The 16717-nt window shown below is 73.6% G+C and carries 17 protein-coding genes and 2 tRNA genes; 9 read left to right on the top strand and 10 right to left on the bottom strand.

Translation table 11 applies throughout. The annotated features are described in order from the left end of the window. Positions 1–6: 6 nt before the first annotated feature. Positions 7–1266 carry a L,D-transpeptidase gene (locus GA0070560_RS23925; protein WP_091301704.1) on the bottom strand — a complete coding sequence of 420 codons (1260 nt, stop codon included), beginning with the start codon at positions 1264–1266 and terminating at the stop codon, positions 7–9. A 187-nt stretch (positions 1267–1453) separates the two neighbouring features. Here GA0070560_RS23925 and GA0070560_RS23920 point away from each other — a divergent pair. From GA0070560_RS23920 to GA0070560_RS23900, 5 genes are all read left to right on the top strand, one after another. Continuing rightward, positions 1454–1529: transfer RNA gene (locus tag GA0070560_RS23920), tRNA-Lys, on the top strand. A 228-nt stretch (positions 1530–1757) separates the two neighbouring features. Further along, positions 1758–1830 (top strand) — tRNA-Lys (locus GA0070560_RS23915). A gap of 342 nt (positions 1831–2172) precedes the next feature. Continuing rightward, on the top strand, positions 2173–2682 hold the full coding sequence (locus GA0070560_RS23910) for a pyridoxamine 5'-phosphate oxidase family protein (protein ID WP_091301702.1): 510 nt from the start codon (positions 2173–2175) through the stop codon (positions 2680–2682). Positions 2683–2849: 167 nt separating this feature from the next. Next, a complete protein-coding gene (locus GA0070560_RS23905; RefSeq protein ID WP_091301700.1) occupies positions 2850–3569 on the top strand; it encodes a Clp protease N-terminal domain-containing protein in 720 nt (239 codons plus the stop codon). 99 nt (positions 3570–3668) lie between these two features. Beyond that, positions 3669–4184 carry a hypothetical protein gene (locus GA0070560_RS23900; protein WP_091301698.1) on the top strand — a complete coding sequence of 172 codons (516 nt, stop codon included), beginning with the start codon at positions 3669–3671 and terminating at the stop codon, positions 4182–4184. A 60-nt stretch (positions 4185–4244) separates the two neighbouring features. On the opposite strand, the gene GA0070560_RS23895 is transcribed toward GA0070560_RS23900, so the two are convergent. Further along, on the bottom strand, positions 4245–4763 hold the full coding sequence (locus tag GA0070560_RS23895) for a hypothetical protein (protein ID WP_091301696.1): 519 nt from the start codon (positions 4761–4763) through the stop codon (positions 4245–4247). A gap of 110 nt (positions 4764–4873) precedes the next feature. Beyond that, positions 4874–5068, bottom strand: a complete 195-nt coding sequence (locus GA0070560_RS23890; RefSeq protein ID WP_245675681.1) for a DNA repair protein — start codon at positions 5066–5068, stop codon at positions 4874–4876. Between the two features lie 225 nt (positions 5069–5293). Between GA0070560_RS23890 and GA0070560_RS23885 the strand changes: the two genes are divergently transcribed. Then, complete coding sequence (locus GA0070560_RS23885) at positions 5294–5959, top strand: GNAT family N-acetyltransferase (RefSeq protein ID WP_091301694.1); 666 nt, start codon at positions 5294–5296, stop codon at positions 5957–5959. 497 nt (positions 5960–6456) lie between these two features. Here GA0070560_RS23885 and GA0070560_RS23880 read toward each other — a convergent pair whose 3' ends face one another. Next, complete coding sequence (locus tag GA0070560_RS23880; RefSeq protein WP_091301692.1) at positions 6457–7905, bottom strand: glycoside hydrolase family 3 N-terminal domain-containing protein; 1449 nt, start codon at positions 7903–7905, stop codon at positions 6457–6459. Positions 7906–8056: 151 nt separating this feature from the next. On the opposite strand from GA0070560_RS23880, the gene GA0070560_RS23875 reads away from it, so the two are divergent. Further along, the gene (locus GA0070560_RS23875) at positions 8057–9232 is read left to right on the top strand and encodes an ROK family transcriptional regulator (RefSeq protein ID WP_091301690.1); all 1176 of its coding nucleotides are present in this window, start codon (positions 8057–8059) and stop codon (positions 9230–9232) included. 177 nt (positions 9233–9409) lie between these two features. On the opposite strand, the gene GA0070560_RS23870 is transcribed toward GA0070560_RS23875, so the two are convergent. Both GA0070560_RS23870 and GA0070560_RS23865 read right to left on the bottom strand, forming a co-directional pair. Continuing rightward, entirely contained in the window at positions 9410–10423 is a 1014-nt protein-coding gene (locus GA0070560_RS23870; RefSeq protein ID WP_091301688.1) for an ABC transporter permease, read from the bottom strand. Further along, positions 10420–11436 carry an ABC transporter ATP-binding protein gene (locus tag GA0070560_RS23865; RefSeq protein WP_091301686.1) on the bottom strand — a complete coding sequence of 339 codons (1017 nt, stop codon included), beginning with the start codon at positions 11434–11436 and terminating at the stop codon, positions 10420–10422. The genes GA0070560_RS23870 and GA0070560_RS23865 overlap by 4 nt, the downstream gene beginning before the upstream one ends. 132 nt (positions 11437–11568) lie before the next feature. Between GA0070560_RS23865 and GA0070560_RS23860 the strand changes: the two genes are divergently transcribed. Further along, positions 11569–12411, top strand: coding sequence for an ABC transporter ATP-binding protein (locus GA0070560_RS23860; RefSeq protein WP_091301683.1), 843 nt, complete (start codon positions 11569–11571; stop codon positions 12409–12411). Between the two features lie 72 nt (positions 12412–12483). Continuing rightward, entirely contained in the window at positions 12484–13386 is a 903-nt protein-coding gene (locus GA0070560_RS23855) for a ribokinase (protein WP_091301681.1), read from the top strand. A gap of 98 nt (positions 13387–13484) precedes the next feature. Here the strand turns inward: GA0070560_RS23855 and GA0070560_RS23850 are convergent, their stop codons facing one another. The 4 genes from GA0070560_RS23850 to GA0070560_RS23835 all read right to left on the bottom strand — a co-directional run bounded on the left by GA0070560_RS23850 (position 13485) and on the right by GA0070560_RS23835 (position 16290). Then, positions 13485–14258 carry a hypothetical protein gene (locus GA0070560_RS23850; RefSeq protein WP_091301679.1) on the bottom strand — a complete coding sequence of 258 codons (774 nt, stop codon included), beginning with the start codon at positions 14256–14258 and terminating at the stop codon, positions 13485–13487. Between the two features lie 154 nt (positions 14259–14412). Next, positions 14413–15345 carry an alpha/beta hydrolase family protein gene (locus GA0070560_RS23845; RefSeq protein WP_091301677.1) on the bottom strand — a complete coding sequence of 311 codons (933 nt, stop codon included), beginning with the start codon at positions 15343–15345 and terminating at the stop codon, positions 14413–14415. 94 nt (positions 15346–15439) lie between these two features. After that, entirely contained in the window at positions 15440–15811 is a 372-nt protein-coding gene (locus GA0070560_RS23840) for a DoxX family protein (protein ID WP_091301674.1), read from the bottom strand. Then, entirely contained in the window at positions 15808–16290 is a 483-nt protein-coding gene (locus tag GA0070560_RS23835) for a DUF6232 family protein (RefSeq protein ID WP_091301671.1), read from the bottom strand. Before GA0070560_RS23835 ends, GA0070560_RS23840 begins: the two co-directional genes overlap by 4 nt. Positions 16291–16717: the final 427 nt, after the last annotated feature.

Raw genomic sequence — 16717 nt, 5'->3', positions numbered from 1 at the left:
CGACGCTCAGATCAGCGGTCCGGAGCCACCCTCGGGCACCGGGAGCGCACTGCCCTTGACGAACTCCGACCAGCTCAGGCTCCAGGCCGTCCAGCCGTTGCCCGCGGTGAGCTTGCGTGAGGTGCCGCTGACGGTGATCGGGTCACCGATCTTCGTCTGCGCGAAGAGCCACCGGCCCATCGCCATCGACACGTTGACGCACCCGTGCGAGACGTTCTGCCGTCCCTGCACGCCCTCGGACCAGGGTGCCGCGTGGATGTACTCGCCACCCCAGGTGATGCGCTGGGCGAAGTCGATGTCGATGCGGTACCTGTTCTCCGGCTCGGGGGAGTCCATGGTGTCGAAGACGGTCTTCTCCTTCTTCTCCATCACCACCATGGTGCCGCTGGAGGAGGGCGTGCTCTTCTTGCCCAGGCTGACCGGGATCGTGCGGACCACCTGACCGTCCTGCAGGACGGTCATCCTCTTGGTGGCGTTGTCGACCTTCATCTCGAAGGAGCGCCCGATCTTGGCGGTCGCCGACCGGTCCACGTTGCCGTACCGGCCGTTGCTCAGCGGTACGCCGGCCAGCGCGATCCGCACGTCCAGCGTGGTGCCGGGCTTCCAGTACTCCGGCGCCCGGTAATAGGCCTGGGTGCCGTTGTAGACCCAGTGCCACGCGCCCGGCTGCGGCGGATCGGTCCTGACGAACATCCGCTTCTGCACCGCAGCCCGGTCCTTCTTCGGGATGCCCGGGTGGAACTCCACGACCACCGGCATGGCCACGCCGTACGTCCGGTCGTCGAAGAGGTACAGCCCGGAGCTGATCATCGACTTCGGCTTGGCCATGGTGGTGAAGGTGCTGGTGCCCTGCCGGGTCTCCCCGCCGGTGCCGGTGCCGGTCACCGTCGCGGTGTAGCGCGTGCCGTACTTCAGCGGGGCCGACGGCACCCACGAGGAGCCGTCCAGCCGCATCGTGCCCTCGACCTGCTTGCCGTCGGCGGAGGTCAGGGTGACCGAGGACACCTTCCCGCCGCCGGGGATCTTCGCGCTGATCTCGGTGCTGACCGGCCTGCTCTTCGCCCCGTCCGCCGGGCTGACCGCCAGGCCCGCCGCCGGGGCCGACGGGTCGCCCGGCTGCGGAGCCTGCGGTACGTCCGCGCTCGGGGTGGTGCTGCCGCCGACGAACTCGGCCTTCTTCTCGCCGTCGCCGCACCCGGTCAGTGCCAGCGACGCGGCCAGGGCCAGGGCGCCCACCTTCGCCCCGGCCCGCTTGAACCTGCCCATTCCCACCTCAGTTCTCGCGTGCCTGGCGGACATGGTGCCGCATCCCCGCCATCACCTCGGTCCCGCGCAGCAGCCAACCGGCCGCTTTGGCTTCTTTCGCCCGATAAGCTCAACCGAAGAGGGGAGACGGGCACCCGATTTGGAAGAGCGCTCCGGGCCCGTGTACTGTTCTCTCCGTTGCCAACGAGCGCCGCTAGCTCAACTGGCAGAGCAGCGGACTCTTAATCCGCGGGTTCGGGGTTCGAGTCCCTGGCGGCGCACCAGCAGTAACACCCTCAAGCCCGGTCCCGGTGGACCGGGCTTGACTCCTTCTCTCCCTCCCTGCCCTTGCGTTGACCGAGAGGTCCCGGCTCCGGCTGCTCCTCGGAGACGTGAAGTTCCTGATCGACGCGGCCGGCGATGGCCGGGCGAGGGCCGGGGGGCGAAGTGGGACGAAACCCGGTTGTCGGGGGTAGGGGGCGACCCGGTATCGTGCTCTCCGTTGTCAGTGAGCGCCGCTAGCTCAACTGGCAGAGCAGCGGACTCTTAATCCGCGGGTTCGGGGTTCGAGTCCCTGGCGGCGCACCTGTGATCAAGGCTCTGGCCTGGTGGTTTCTCCATCTGGTCGGAGTCTTTTTCGTGTTCGTGGTGAGGTGGGGCTCGACCACGGCAGTCAGGCGGTGCGGGAGGGCTTTCGGCCCGTCCGGAGTGGCCATGGACCGACCGCGCGCCTCTGCTCACTTACGGTGACCAGATGAGCACATATAGAGATGCATGGCCATCCCTGCCTGCGACAGGGTCGTCTGAGTGTGATCGAGCCACCGGAGGCGCGGCAGGCGGACCGCTGCGGAGGGTGGATCTTCGATGGAGTGGTCGTGGTGTCCGCAGCCGGCGTCGCTCCGTCCGGACAGAAGGAGGGCACGTCTCGTGGACTATCCGGAGATCGTTCATCTGTTGAACACCGATCCGGTGGTGCAGACCCTGTTGGCGGCGCCGATTCCGATGCGGCTCGGATACCTGGGGTTGGACGGTCATCCACGCTCGGTGCCGGTCGCCTACCTCTGGGACGGCGAGGCGTTCGTCTTCGCCACCCCGACGACGGCGTACAAGGTCAAGGCGCTCAGGGCTCATCCCCGGGTGGCGTTCACGGTCGACACCACCGACTTCACGCCGCTGATCATGCTGGTGCGCGGCACTGCCTCGGTGGAGATCAGGCGGGGGATTCCCCGGGAGCACATCGACGCGTCCCGTCGGAGTGTCGGTGAGGAGAGGATGCCGGAATGGGAGCGTGTCAAGCGCGAGACCACACGCGAGATGGCGTTGGTCAGGATCGTCCCCACCCATGTCACGAGCTGCGACTTCGTCACGCGCTTCCCACCACCGGCGGCGATCAACGCGCCCGCGCACGGCGCGGCTGCCCCTGACCCGGTCGGCTGACCCGCCGGCGTGTCAAGTCGTTCGGCTGGTGCCCGGTCCTGGCGGGCCGGGCACCAGTCGTTCGCAGGCGCTTCGTGGGGTGCGGGTCGGTTCCGCGCGTGGACGGGATGAGCGCACACCGTCAACCGGTGGTTGACGACATCCAGCCGTCAACTTATGGTTGACGCATGACGGAGCCCATCCAGATCGCCAATCCGGTACGCCTCGACGACCTGATCCAGGCGATCAAGAAAGCCCACACCGACGCCCTCGACCAGCTCACCGACGCGGTCATCGCCGCCGACCACCTGGGTGAGCTGGCCGACCACCTGATCGGCCACTTCGTCGACCAGGCCCGCCGCTCCGGCGCCTCGTGGACCGAGATCGGCAACAGCATGGGGGTCAGCAAGCAGGCCGCCCAGAAGCGTTCCGCCGCCAAGGCCGAGGCCGCCGCGACCCTCGACCCGTCCGCCGGCTTCAGCCGCTTCACCCCACGAGCCCGCAACGTGGTGATGGCCTCGCAGAACGAGGCCCGGGCCACCGGCCACGCCGAGATCCGCCCGGAGCACCTGGTGCTCGGGCTGCTCGCCGAGCCGGAGGCGCTCGCCGCGAAGGCCGTCGTCGAGCAGGGCGTGTCCCTGGACGACGTGCGCCAGGCGGCCACGGCGGCCCTGCCGCCGCCGGCCGAGCGGGTGCCCGACCTGATCCCGTTCGACACGCAGAGCAAGAAGGCGCTGGAGCTGACGTTCCGGGAGGCGCTGCGGCTCGGGCACAACTACGTCGGCACCGAGCACATCCTGCTCGCCCTGCTGGAGTTGGAGGACGGCAGCGGGGTGCTCTCCGGCCTGGGACTGGACAAGGCCGGGACCGAGGAGCGCGTCGTCGCCGCCCTGGCGCAGTACCGGTGAACCTCGGCGGGGGAGGCGCCTCCCCCGCACCGGGGAGTCGTCCGGGCCCGGACGCCGGCAGAGTCCCAGGTGGACCTGGACCGACGTCAGGAGCTACCGATGCCGACAACCCCCGACCCACCCCGCTGGGCCCGCTGGGCGGCGTACGCCGTACCCCTGCTGGTGCTGCCCTCCGGGATCTGGCGCCTCGCGCTCGGCGCGGGCGTGCCGGTGGGTTTCACCGGCGAACTGGGCCGGCTCTACGCCGCTCCCGGCTGGATCACCCCGTACGTCGTCGCGCTCACCGTGGCGGCCGAGGCTGCGGCGCTGCTGACCCTCGGGCTGGTACGGCCGTGGGGTGAGGTGGTGCCGGCCCGGGTGCCCCGCTTCGGCGGGCGACCCGTGCCGACCTGGTGCGTGGTGGGCGCGGCGGCGTTCGGTGTCGCCGCGCTCACCGCGATCGCCGTGCCCACCGTGGCGCTGTGGAACGGCCCGGAGAACATGGGCGATCCGGACGCCCCGCAGGGGCTCGCCGGCGCGGTCATGACGGCCTGCTACGCCCCGCTGCTCGCCTGGCCGCCGCTGCTCGCGGCCGTCACGGTCGCGTACTGGCGGCGTCGCCGGGCCGCTCGGTGACCGCCGTCGGTGGCCGGGGCGCGGCACGGGGGCGCGTCCCGGCCACCGACGGGGCCCGGGTCAGGAGTCGGTGGGGAAGCCGTACCGGGCGGCGTGCTCCGGGTCGGCCGGGTCGATCTGCCGGATGCCGGCGTCCGCGAGTCGCTTGTTCACCTCGTCGAGCCGCTCGCGGACCAGTCGGGCCTCCTCCTCGGTGACCCGGCCCCGGTGCGGCTTGCCGGCGTGCTCGATGGTGCCGTAGTCCACCTTCTCCGCGCTCTTGCGGGCCTTCGGCGGCCGGACCCGCTCGGCGGTCCTCAACAGCTGGGCCATCGGCACGTCGGTGGCCATCGCGTCGAACTCGCTCGCGGTCAGCACCACCCGGCGCGGCTCGCCGCCGCCGTGCCGGTCGTGGATTTCCACCACGGCGACATCCAGCGCCGCGTCGTCGATGCTCTCCACCTCGACCGCGGTGGCGTCCAGTCGCACGGGCCCGGCCACCAGGTCAGGGTGCTCCAGCACGACGACCTTGACCACCTCGTCGTCGGGTTGCAGCACCGTGCCGCTGAAGTCGGAGACGTGGATCGTCTTCTTGCCCATGCGCGGAGTTTCTCCTGTCGTAGGCCGAGTTTCGGACCAGAAGACGCTACCCGACAGGTGTGCGAACACCCCGGCTGGACGCCACGGGTGTGTCGTCGGTTTCTTGCCGCTCAGCGGGTGTTGAGGCCCCGGCGCGAGGAGGCGCCGGCCGGCAGGCTGTTCAGGTCGCTCCAGGAGAGCACGGCGTCGGCCCCGCGTCCGGTCCGGGCCTCTCGGTACGGCGGCTGGGTGGGGAACCGTCCGGCGGCCTCCGCCGCCTGCCACGCCCGCTCGCTGTCCTGCTGGTACCGGTCATTCGGCTGCATCGGCATGACCATTACCGTCCCAAAGAAAGTTGTACATGTATGGAAATCGATATGACGCTCGATCGATGGCGATGGTTCCAGCGGATCGGTGTCCCTCGGTACCGATTACCCGGTGGACCGCCTGGCGAACCGGTGTACGCCGCTGGGAACGGCGGGCCCCGGTGGCCGGTGCGGCGTACGGTGATCACGGTTGGTCGTACCCGATCGGGGTGAGGGAGGTCTGCGGTGCTCGACCGCCGGCTCCACCTGCACCTGGTCACCTGGCTGGGCCAGTGGCCGGCCGGCCCCGGCCTGCACGTGGTGGGTTCCCGCCGGCGGGCGCGGCCGGCCTGGGACGGCCGGCTCCGCCCGGCGATCGGAGTGTGCGCACCCTCCGGCGACACGGTGCTCTCGGTGCCCCCGGAGCGGGTCGAGGCGATCCGCGCGCTGGCCCGCGGCCCCCGGGCCGCTCTCCTCGCGGCGCTGCCCGCCGCGGTCGGCCAGCCGGGCTGGGCCGTGTACCAGGACACCTTCCGCTTCAGCGTCGACCCGGCCCCGCTGCCGGAGGTGGGGCAGTGGTGCCCGCCCACCGATCCTGCCTTCCCCTCCTGGCTGCGGCTGTTCGACCGGGACGTCCTGGTGGTCCGCGACGACGACGGCGGCTACCTCGCCGGGGTGGGGATCAAGCGGCACGACGCGCACGGCCACGAACTGGCGGTCGGCACGGTGCCGGCGGCGCGCGGCCGGGGGCTGGCCCGGCGGCTGGTCGCCCAGGCGGCCCGCCGGGTGCTCGACGAGGGGGCGGTGCCGACGTACCGCCACGATCCGGCCAACCTCGCCTCGGCGCGGGTCGCCGACGCGGCCGGATTCCCGGACCGGGGCTGGGAGTCGTTCGGCGTCTATCCGCCGTGACCGGAGGGCGGGGTGTGCGTGCCGCGCCGGACCGCCGACGGCAGGGCGCGGACCGTGGATTCCGGGCCGAATCCACGGTCCGCGGCCTTCCCCCAGGTCCCTCCGCGAGCCGGCGCCCCGCCAGCTGGTTCCGTGATGGTCACGCTACGTACGGATCGGCTGTCGAGCAAGAGACGATCGACTGGTTAGGACTGTCCGGTAGCGGACTTGAGCTGCGACGCAAGCCGTAGCGCTACTCCCGGGGGAGCGGTTACGGAGCGTGGGTATCGGTGTCGAGGGGGGAGCGGTGCCCCGGATCGGTGCCACTTCTGCGCGGGTATCGTCGGGCGGCAACGAGGACACGCTCCTCGGCCTCGCCCCCGGGCGCGAGGCGCGGCCCGGGCCCGACCCGGACGCCTCCGCCGCCTACGGAACGCCCGCCACGTCGGCGCTGGCCGGCGCGGGGTGTCGGCGTCGGCGTCGGCGAGCCTGGGCGGCCACGGCCGGGCCGGGGGCGGTCAGATCAGGCCGAGCGCCTCGGCCGCCGCCCGGCCGTTGGCGTGGCTCGCCCCGAAGGTGGTGACGAAGGCGCGTACGCCGGTCGGCCGCCACCGTCCCGGCCAGCCCATCTCGACCACCGTCACCGGGTACGCCGCCGCCAGCGCGTCGACCAGCGTGGTGCCCCCGGGCAGCCGGTGCAGGTGCCGGCCGACCAGCACGATGGGCCGTCCCGCGGCGAGCCGGCCGAGCTCCGTCGGCTCGATCTCGGCGGCCACCACCCGGACCTCCTCCAGGCCGGCCAGGTGCGGGCCCAGGCCCCACGGCACCCGACCCTCGGCGATGGTGGCGGCGGCGTGCACCTGCACCACCAGCGGCCGGCCCAGGCCGGTCACGTCCCCCTCGACCCGCACCGCCCGCCGCGCGGCGGCGTACCCGAGATCGGCGGGGGTGGCGGCAGCGGCGCCGGCGGCCCGGGTCCAGGCGGCGAGCGCGGCGGCGCGGCCGGCGGCCTCCTCCACCCGGGCCCGGTCCAGCCGGCCGTCCTCGATCGCCGTCACGATCTCGACGGCCACGTGCTCGACCAGCGCGGCGTCCACCTTCGCGCCGACGCAGAGCAGGTCCGCCCCGGCGGCCAGGGCGAGCACGGCAGCCGGCCCGACCCCGCCGGCGGCGAGCGCGGCGCCCTTCATCTCCAGCGCGTCGGTGATCACCGTGCCGGTGAAGCCGTACTCGCGGCGGAGCAGGTCGACCAGGACGGCCCGGCTGAAGGTGGCCGGCCCGTCCCCGGTGAGCGCCGGCACCCGGATGTGCGCGGTCATGATCGCCCTGACCCCGGCCCCGATCACCGCGGCGAAGGGCGGCAGGTCGCGTTCACGCAGCACGGCCGGTGAAGCGTCCACGGTGGGCAGTTCGTGGTGCGAGTCGGCGACGGTGGCGCCGTGGCCGGGGAAGTGCTTGGCGCAGGCGGCGACACCGGTCGCCTGGAGGCCCGCGACGGCGGCGGCGGAGTGCGCCGCCACCCGGGCCGGGTCCGCGCCGAAGGAACGGGTACCGATCACCGGGTTCTCGTCGGCGGTGTTCACGTCGACGGTCGGGGCCAGGTTCACGGTGACACCGAGGGCGGCCAGCTCCGCGCCGATGGCCGCGTAGACCTGCCGGGTGAGCGCGGTGTCGTCGACCGCGCCGAGCGCGGCGTTGCCCGGGTACGGGCTGCCGGTCGCGTGCGCCAGCCGGGTGACGTCGCCGCCCTCCTCGTCGATGGCGACCAGCACGTCGGCCCGGCCGGCCCGCAGCGCGGCGGTGCTCGCGGCGACCTGGGCCGGGTCGTGGACGTTGGTGCCGAAGAGGGTGTGCCCGGCCAGCCCGTCGGCGACCAGCTCGACGGCCCAGTCCGGCGGCACCGGCCCCGGGTACGCGGCGAGCAGGGTGCCCAGCGCGAGCCGGCGCAGTCCTGGATCCAGCCCCACGTGATTCCCCCTTCGGTGCCGGACGGCACGAGTGTCGTACCGCGGTCGCCGGGTCGTCCGAGTTCCGCGGTGCGGGGTGGCCGATACGCTACGGGCACCCGTCTACAGGTCGATTCGGTTAGCAAAGTTTACGGAAACTAGAGGACGTGGCATGAGTGCGACCCGGCTGCCCGGCACCCCCCGCCTGTTGCGGGCGCTCAACGACCGAGCGGCCCTGGAGCTGTTGCTGGAGCGTGGCCCACTCACCCGGGCCCGGCTCGGCGAGCTGACCGGCCTGTCCAAGGTCACCGCCTCGCAGCTGGTGGAACGGCTGGAGGAGCGTGGACTGGTCGCCCGGGTCGGCGAGCAGGCCGGTGGGCGGGGCCCGAACGCCCAGCTCTACGCGGTCCGGCCGGGCAGCGCGTACGTGGTCGGCGTGGACGTCGGCGCGGAGCGGGTGGTCGCCGCCTGCGCGGACATCACCGGCGCGGTCGTCGGCCGCGTCGAGCAGTCCACCCGGGACACCGACGACCCGGTCGGCGTGGTGCACAACGCCGTGGTGCAGGCGGCCAGCAACGCCGGGGCGGAGCTGTCCAGCGTCCGCCGGGTGGTGCTCGGCACCCCCGGCCTGGTGGACCCGGCCACCGGCGACATCACCTTCGCGTTCAACCTGCCCCGCTGGCACCGGGGCCTGCTCGCCGCGCTCCGCGAGGACCTGCACACCCCGGTCGTCTTCGAGAACGACGTCAACCTCGCGGCGGTGGCCGAGGCGCAGTCCGGCGCGGCCCAGGGGCTGACGGACTTCGTCCTGGTCTGGGTGGGTGCCGGCGTCGGCCTGGCGATCGTGCTGGGCGGGCGGCTGCACCACGGCAGCAGCGGCGCGGCCGGCGAGATCGGCTACCTGCCGGTGCCCGGCGTGCCCATCCCGCGCGACGTCTCGCGCCGGGCCAAGCCGGCGTTCCAGCAGCTCGCCGGGGCGGACGCGGTCCGGGCGGTGGCGCGCGAGCACGGCTTCGACGCCGCCGACGCGGCCGGTGCCGTGCGGGCCGCCATCGCGGCCGGCATCGAGGGCGGCCCGGTGCTCGACGAGTTGGCCCGCCGGCTGGCCCTCGGGGTGGCCAGCACCTGCGTGGTGCTGGACCCGCCGCTGGTGGTGCTCGCCGGGGAGGTCGGGCAGGCCGGTGGCGCGGCGCTGGCCGAGCGGGTGCAGCACGAGGTGGCCGCGATCACCCTGGTCCGCCCCCGGGTGGTGGCCACCGGGCTGACCGAGGAGCCGATCCTGCACGGCGCGCTGCGGACCGCGCTGGACGCCGTCCGCGACGAGGTGTTCGGGTCCACCGTCGGCTGACGCCCGTCGCCACCGGTCACCCGTCATGTGAAGGAATTCTTCACCACCGGCCCGGACCGCGGCAAGATCCTGCCGCCGTCCGGGTCGCTGCTCGCCGCGCGGCGCCGGTCGTGGGGCGGCGCGGCCCCGATGCGCGAGCCGTGCCACAGCGCGACGCCGCGGCACGGCTCCTCACAGTCAGATCAGGTCCCGGCGGCGGAACACGGCGAACGCCGACACGGTCACCGCCCCGACCAGCGCGAGCAGCACCAGCAACGCCGGCACCCAGGTGATCGTGTAACTACCGGTGCAGAGGCCGAACCCCGGACCGTCCGTGCAGACCTGGTCGTCGTAGAGCTCGACCCGGCCGGTCAGCCACGCGCCCACGTACGTGGAGAGCATCAGCTGGTCCACCCGGGCCACGTCGAGGATCTCGAAGACCACCCGGGCCCCCAGCTCCCACACCACCGCGTACGCGGCCACCGCGCCCAGCGCCGCCGAGGTGTGCCGGCCCAACGTGGCGATGCCGAAGCCGAGCGCGGAGGCGAGCAGCACCAGCGCCACCCCGCGCCCCCAGATCGCCCCCAGGTTCTGCCAGAACGGGCCCTCCATCCGGCCCGGCAGCCCGGCGGTCTGCCCGATCAACCAGAACGTGCCCAGGTAGACGACCGTGGCGGCCACCGACAACACGGCCACCACGCCGGTCAGCGCGCCCAGCTTGGTGCCGAGCACGGTCAGCCGGCGCGGCCGCCACAGCAGCAGGTTCACCACCCCGCCGGAGGTGATGTCGGCCCCGATGTACGAGGCGCCGACCAGGAACCCGAACAGCAGCAGGAAGGCGATCAGGAAGTAGAGCAGCGGCTCCGCCTGCTGCCCGAAGACGAAGACCCCGGACAGGTAGTCGGCGACGACCGGCAGGCGCTCCTGCAGCACCGGATCCAGCTCGCTGCAGTCGGCCGGGACGTACCCGGCCTCGTCGAGCGGGATCTCACCGGCCTTGATCCGCAGGCAGCGCTGGTGCTCGACCTCCAGACCGCGGATCGCCTCGGCGACCTGCGCCCGGGCCTCGGCGACCTCACCGGCCGACGGCTGGTGCGACCCGAGCACGGTGGTCACCGTCGTGACGACGAACGCGAACCCCAGCAGCACCACCATCAGCTGCACGAAACGGCGGGCGAGCAGCCGCTCGACCTCGGCGCGGACCAGCTTCACGCGTCCACCCCCCGGCCTGCGGTCGCGTCCAGGTCGATCATCGGCTCGGGCCCCTCCCCGGGCAGGGCGGGACCACCCACCTGCCTCGGCAGCGTCGGATGCGGTGCGGTCCCGGTGAGCTCCAGGAAGACGCTCTCCAGGTCGGGCCGGATCGGGGTCAGCTCGCGGACCCACAGCCCCTGTTCGCCGAGGGTCCGGCTGATCAGCTCGGGCTCCCGCGCCCCACCGACCACCAGCAGTCCCTGGTGATCGGTGACCGACAGGCCGGCCTCCCGCAGCAGCGCGGCGGCCCGCTCCGGCCCGGCCACGTCCACCTGCCACTCGTGCTGGTCGAAGCCGGCCAGCACCTCGTCGACCCGGCCGGCGGCCACCCGCCGGCCACCCGAGATGATCGTCACGTGGTCGCAGATCAGCTGGATCTCCGCCAGGATGTGGCTGGAGATCAGCACGGTCACCCCGGACGCGGCCAGCGACCGGACCAGGTCGCGCATCTCCCGGATGCCGGCCGGGTCCAGTCCGTTCGCCGGCTCGTCGAGGATCAGCAGCTCCGGGTCCTTGAGCAGGGCCGAGGCGACGGCCAGCCGCTGCTTCATGCCGAGCGAGTACCCCTTGACCCGGTCGTCGCCGCGCTCGCGCAGGCCGACCTGCTCCAGCACCTCGTCCACCCGGCTGGTCGGCACCCCGCCGGCCACGGCGAGCAGCCGCAGCGTCCGGTGACCGGTGAAGTTGCCGAAGAACTGCGGGCTCTCCACGATCGCGCCCACCCGGCCGGCCACCCGGGCCAGCTCCTCGGGGGTCGGGACACCGAACACGCTCATCCGGCCGTCGTCCGGGCGGACCAGGCCGAGCAGGGCACGCAGGGTGGTCGTCTTGCCGGAGCCGTTCGGGCCGAGGAAGCCGTGCACCTGCCCCGCCTCGACCACCATGTCGAAGCCGTCCACCGCCACCCGACGCCCCCGACGCAGAGTGTGGAACGTCTTGCGCAGCCCCTCGATCTCGATGACCGCGCTCATCGGCGGCGCCTGAGCAGGTGATCGGACATGGTCGTCCTCCGGGATGTGGTGACCAACGACACGGCGCCCCACCCTAAGGCGGCGGCCCCGCCCGTGGGGGGCACCTCGCGGGCTGCGTGGTTGGATGGAGCGGTGACTGGTGACCTGATCCCCGGCGCCGCCGGCGCCCCCGCCGCCCCCTCGCCCGTGGACGCGGATCTGGTGGTCAGCCTCGACGGTGTCGGCGTCCTGCGCTCCGGCACCGCGCTGCTGCACGACGTGGACTGGCGGGTCGAGCTCGACGAACGCTGGGTCGTCCTCGGCCCCAACGGCGCCGGCAAGACCACCCTGCTCAACCTGGCCGCCGGTCAGCTGCACCCGACCACCGGCACCGCCCACGTCCTCGGTGAGCGGATCGGCCGCACCGACGTCAACGAGCTGCGGATGCGGATCGGTTTGTCCACCGCAGCCCTGGCCGAGCGGGTGCCCGCCGAGGAGAAGGTCGGCGACGTGGTGGTCACCGCCGCCTGGTCGGTGGTGGGCCGCTGGCGGGAGAGCTACGACCGCACCGACGAGGCCCGCGCCCGCACCCTGCTCGGGCAGCTCGGCATCGCCCACCTCGCCGACCGCGCGTACGGCACCCTCTCCGAGGGCGAGCGCAAGCGGGTGCAGATCGCCCGCGCGTTGATGACCGACCCCGAGCTGCTGCTGCTCGACGAGCCGGCCGCCGGGCTCGACCTGGGCGGTCGCGAGGACCTCGTCGCCCGGCTGGCCGAGCTGGCGTACGACCCGGACGCCCCCGCCCTGGTGCTGGTCACCCACCACGTCGAGGAGATCCCGCCCGGCTTCACCCACGCGCTGCTGCTGCGCGACGGGGGCGTCGTCGCGCAGGGCCTGCTCGCCGAGACGCTCACCGGCGACAACCTGTCCAAGACCTTCGGCCTGCCGCTGCTCGTCGAGCGGCACGGCGACCGGTACACCGCCCGGGCGGCCTGAGCCGCGCGGCCCCGCCCCCGGCGGGCAGGCCCTAGACTCGCGGCGACATGCAGGTCGGGGCAGGAGGTTCTGGTGCGGCAGACCCGGGTCGTCGTGGTGGGCAGCGCGAACATGGACCTCGTCGGGACCGGCCCGGCACTGCCCCGCCCGGGGGAGACCGTCCTCGGTAGCGACTTCGTGATGGTGCCCGGCGGCAAGGGCGCCAACCAGGCGATCGCCGCCGTCCGGGCGGGTGCCTCCGGCGTCTTCCTCGGCGCGCTCGGCTCGGACGCCTTCGGGGTGACCCTGCGGGCGCGGATCACCGCCGCCGGGGTGGACACCGGGCAGCTGCGGGTGGTCTACGGGGCCTCCGGCGTGGCGCTGGTCATGGTCAACACCGACGGGGAGAACGCGATCCTGGTGACCCCGGGGGCCAACGCCTCCTTCCTCGGGCTTACCGACGGCGAGCTGGACGCCGTACGCCAGGCGGACGTGCTGGTCGCGCAGGTGGAGATCCCGGTGGAGACGGTGACCGCGGCGGCGGTCGCCGCCCGGCAGGCCGGCACCCGGGTGATCCTCAACGCGGCGCCGGCCCGGCCACTGCCGGACGAGCTGCTGGCCGCGGTGGACCTGCTGGTGGTCAACGAGACCGAGGCGCAGGCGCTCACCGGTCGGGGCCGCGACGAGCCGGAGGCGCTGCTGGAGCTGGTGCCCCGGGCGGTGCTCACCCTCGGCGGCGAGGGCGCCTGGTACGTCGACCGCGACGGCGGCGCGACACACGTGCCCGCGGTCAAGGTCGACGTGGTCGACTCCACGGCGGCCGGCGACGCCTTCACGGCCGCGCTGGCCGTGGCCTGGGGCGAGGGACGCGAGGTGCTCGACGCGGTGCGCTGGGCGGCGGCGGCCGGGGCGGCCTGCGTCCGCCGGCTCGGCGCCTCCGTGGCGCTGCCGCACCGGGCGGAGATCGACGCGCTGTACACCCCACCCGCCGGTTGAGCGCTTACCGCCGTCGGCCCTGCCCGGCGGGGTTCCCCCGGACCGGGCTCAGGCCGCCGGGGGAGGGCCTGCCGGTACGCCGACGGTGGGGTGCGGGATCACTCGGCCGGCTCGTCGTCGGAGAGCCGCTCGCCACGCCGGCGCAGCATGCCGAGCCCGGGGATGCCGGCGACGGCGAGCTTGAGGTCGCGGGTGACGTCGAGCAGGTCGTGCAGGTCCGGCCCGACCCGGTCCAGGGTGGCCAGGATCGGCAGGATGTCCGAGGTCAGGTGTTGCTTGAGTTTGGGCAGCTCGTCGACCAGCCGGATCGCCGCGGCCACCTCCTCGTGGCTCAGCTCGGCCACGAAGCGGTTCGCCATCGGCGCGCCCCGCCGCAGCGCCGGCTCGTACGCGGTCAGCAGCTCGGCGGCCGTGGCGGCCGACTCCTGAGCCGCCGCCACCGTGCGGTCGGCCCGGCCGGCGACGGCCTCCGCCTCGGCGACCACCACGCCGGCGGCACGCGCCACCCGGTCCGCCTCGCCGACCACCACGGCCGCCGCGCCGGAGACCTGCTCGGCCTCGCCCACCACCACGGCCGCCGCCGCGGCGACCTCGGTGGCCGTCTCGATCGCGGTCGTCGCCGCGGCACTGATCACGGCGACTTCCCGTACCGCCGCCTCGGCGTCGGTGAGCACCCGGTCGGTCCGGTCCAGGGTGCCTTCGATGCGGTCCACCACCCCGTTGATCCGGTTCAGCAGCGCCTCCACCCCGTCCAGGACGGCGAACGCGCGGGCCGGCACGGCGGCGAACGAGGCGGCCGAACCGAGCGCCTGGTCGAGGGCGGAGCGGGTGAGGCCGACGACGGCGGTCGGACGGGGCAGCGGAATGGCCATGCCACCAGTGTGCGTCGCCCCGGCCAGCAGCGCCGGGCGAGGACGGGCAGACGGTCGCCGCCCCGGCGGCGACCGTCGCCCACCACTCGACCATCTCGAAGTGGATGATGGGACGGGCCGGCCGGCGTCGGGACCGACGCCGGCCGGCACGGGTTCAGCGCACGCCCTCGAAACTGACCTGCGGGTCGGTCTGCGCCGGAGTGCCCCAGACCGCGTCGTCGTAGCCGGTGTCCCCGGTGAGATAGAGCAGGAACCACTCGGTGAGCAGCCGCTTGCTGATCGGCAGTTGGGCCGCCCGGCTGATGCCGCCGCTGTCGCAGAAGAGCGAGCCGCTGTCCATGAAGCCGCAGTGGAAGCCGCCCTTGATGATCCGCAGCTGCTTGGTCGGCGGCTTCGCCGTGTAGATCGGCCGCTGGTGGTCGGTGATCCCGGCGATGGTGTCGCGGTCACCGGCGATCAGCCGGACCGGCAGGGTGAGCGTCGCGGCGGCCGCCTTCGCCGACGGGTTGGTCTCCGCCGCGGCCAGGTTCGCCACCGCGTCGACCTGCGGGTTGCGGGCCGCCGCGAGGAGGCTGGCCCCGCCGCCCATCGAGTGCCCGGAGAGTCCGAGCCGGTCCGTGCGGACGTGCCCGGCGAACCGCGACCCGGCCGTGCCGTCCTGGGCGACCGCCCAGGTCAGGGCGGCGTTGAGGTCGTCGGCGAAGGCGCTGTGGTTGGGGGACAGGCCACCCTGCGACGTGGGGGCGAGCACGATGAAGCCCCACGAGGCGAGGTGGCCCAGGGTCGAGTAGTACTTCGACACGCTCTGGAAGAAGCCGTGGCCGAACGCGATCGCCGGGAACCGGCCCGCCGCCACCGGCTGGCCGCTGCCCGCCGTGGTGGCCGGGTAGTAGATCCGGGCGGAGAACGACCGGCCGGACGCGCTGACCGTGGTGTCGACGTACCCGGCGGCGTACGCCCCGGGGCCGGACGGGTCCGCGGCGCTCGTCACCCCGGTCGTGGTGACCGGCGGCGTCGCGGCGGCGGCGGTGCCGGGCAGCACCAGAGCGAGGGCCGCCGCGACGGCGACGGCGGATCTTCTCCACATGACAGCCTCCCCATATCGATGGATCCCACTGTCCATCGAGGAGAGCACCTAATTGGCGTGCTGCCAACAACTCGCTTCGTCAATAACACGCGGGTTATGCCCCGCTGCGGGCCACCCGCCACGCCCACCACACCAGCGGGACCTGCAACGGCAGCCGGCCGTACGCGACGGCCCGCCGGGTGGGACCCTTGTCCCGCCAGTCCGCGGCCATCTTGACGTTCGCCGGGAACACCGCGGCGAACAGGGCCGCCGCGGCCAGGCCGCCGTGCCGCCGGGTGGTCGGATGGGCGACCGCCGCCGCCACCGCCAGCTCCGCGATCCCGCTGGCGTACGTCCAGAAGCGGGCCGACCCGGGCAGCGAGCGCGGCACGATCGGGTCGTAGAGGCGGGGCTTGACGAAGTGGGTGACGCCGGCGGTGGCGAGCAGCCCGGCCAGGGCGGCGGCCTCGCCGCGACGGTGGGTCATCGGGGTTCTCCCTGCTGTTCGACGGCGCGCTGCACGGCCCGGTAGATCTGCCCGAACCGTAGCGCGTCCGGTGTGCGCACCAGCATCACCTCCGCGCCGTGGTGCTGCACCCACAACTCGTGCACCCGGTTGCCGCGTTCGTAGGAGCGGTCCAGCCAGCCCAGCGGCAGCTCCAGGAACGGGATCAGCGCCAGCGCCGCCACGACGCAGGCGGCCAGCACGGCCAGCGCCAGCTTCCAGTCGCCCCGGTCCTGCGCCGAGTAGACCAGCGACACCACGCAGACCAGCGCCACCAGGGGTGGCAGGGAGAGCAGCAGGACCAGCACGCCCCGGCCCAGCACCCGACCCCGTACGGCCATCGTCGTCGCCCCCCGTGCGTGCCAGACGTACGTCACGTCCGCGATCCGCACGGTGTGCCCGCCGGCCCGGATCGACTCGGAGGTCACCTGCACCGCGTCGTCCCGGTAATAGAGGGTCATCACTAAGCCTAACCATCCGGAGGCAACTTCACCTCCTCTCGGCGGGGTGCCTCGGCATCGACGCCCGGCTCCGCCCGGCCGCCGTGCGTCGGTGCGCCGTCGTGTGCGTCAAGCGGCCGCGCCGGGGGAGCGGATGGGGGTGACCGGACGCTACGGACCTGATCGCACAGATGGATCAGTGTCGGTGCGAGCGCGGCGAGCGCCACCGACAGGCATCCATCGGCGGCCGACGCCGATCCCCGAGGCGGCCGGTCGGGCGATCCACCTGTGCGATCAGGTCCGTAGCGTCCGACTAGCCACCAGCCGGCCTCGCTGACGGCCGCTGTCCGCCGTGGCCGCCCGGCCCGCTGTCCGCCGTGGCCGCCCCGAGGTCCGCTGTCCGCCGTCACGGCCCCGAGGTCCGCTGTCCGCCGTCACGGCCCCGAGG

This window comes from Micromonospora halophytica, assembly GCF_900090245.1.
GTDB lineage: Bacteria > Actinomycetota > Actinomycetes > Mycobacteriales > Micromonosporaceae > Micromonospora > Micromonospora halophytica.
The sequence above is the reverse complement of the archived record's forward strand: the minus strand, read 5'-3'. Positions and strand labels throughout refer to the sequence as shown.

Coding starts and splice junctions, on each gene's coding strand:
- GA0070560_RS23925 (WP_091301704.1), bottom strand. CDS start 1,266: ATGGGCAGGTTCAAGCGGGCCGGGGCGAAGGTGGGCGCCCTGGCCCTG.
- GA0070560_RS23905 (WP_091301700.1), top strand. CDS start 2,850: ATGACGGAGCCCATCCAGATCGCCAATCCGGTACGCCTCGACGACCTG.
- GA0070560_RS23900 (WP_091301698.1), top strand. CDS start 3,669: ATGCCGACAACCCCCGACCCACCCCGCTGGGCCCGCTGGGCGGCGTAC.
- GA0070560_RS23895 (WP_091301696.1), bottom strand. CDS start 4,763: ATGGGCAAGAAGACGATCCACGTCTCCGACTTCAGCGGCACGGTGCTG.
- GA0070560_RS23890 (WP_245675681.1), bottom strand. CDS start 5,068: ATGCAGCCGAATGACCGGTACCAGCAGGACAGCGAGCGGGCGTGGCAG.
- GA0070560_RS23875 (WP_091301690.1), top strand. CDS start 8,057: ATGAGTGCGACCCGGCTGCCCGGCACCCCCCGCCTGTTGCGGGCGCTC.
- GA0070560_RS23865 (WP_091301686.1), bottom strand. CDS start 11,436: ATGAGCGCGGTCATCGAGATCGAGGGGCTGCGCAAGACGTTCCACACT.
- GA0070560_RS23850 (WP_091301679.1), bottom strand. CDS start 14,258: ATGGCCATTCCGCTGCCCCGTCCGACCGCCGTCGTCGGCCTCACCCGC.
- GA0070560_RS23845 (WP_091301677.1), bottom strand. CDS start 15,345: ATGTGGAGAAGATCCGCCGTCGCCGTCGCGGCGGCCCTCGCTCTGGTG.
- GA0070560_RS23840 (WP_091301674.1), bottom strand. CDS start 15,811: ATGACCCACCGTCGCGGCGAGGCCGCCGCCCTGGCCGGGCTGCTCGCC.
- GA0070560_RS23835 (WP_091301671.1), bottom strand. CDS start 16,290: ATGACCCTCTATTACCGGGACGACGCGGTGCAGGTGACCTCCGAGTCG.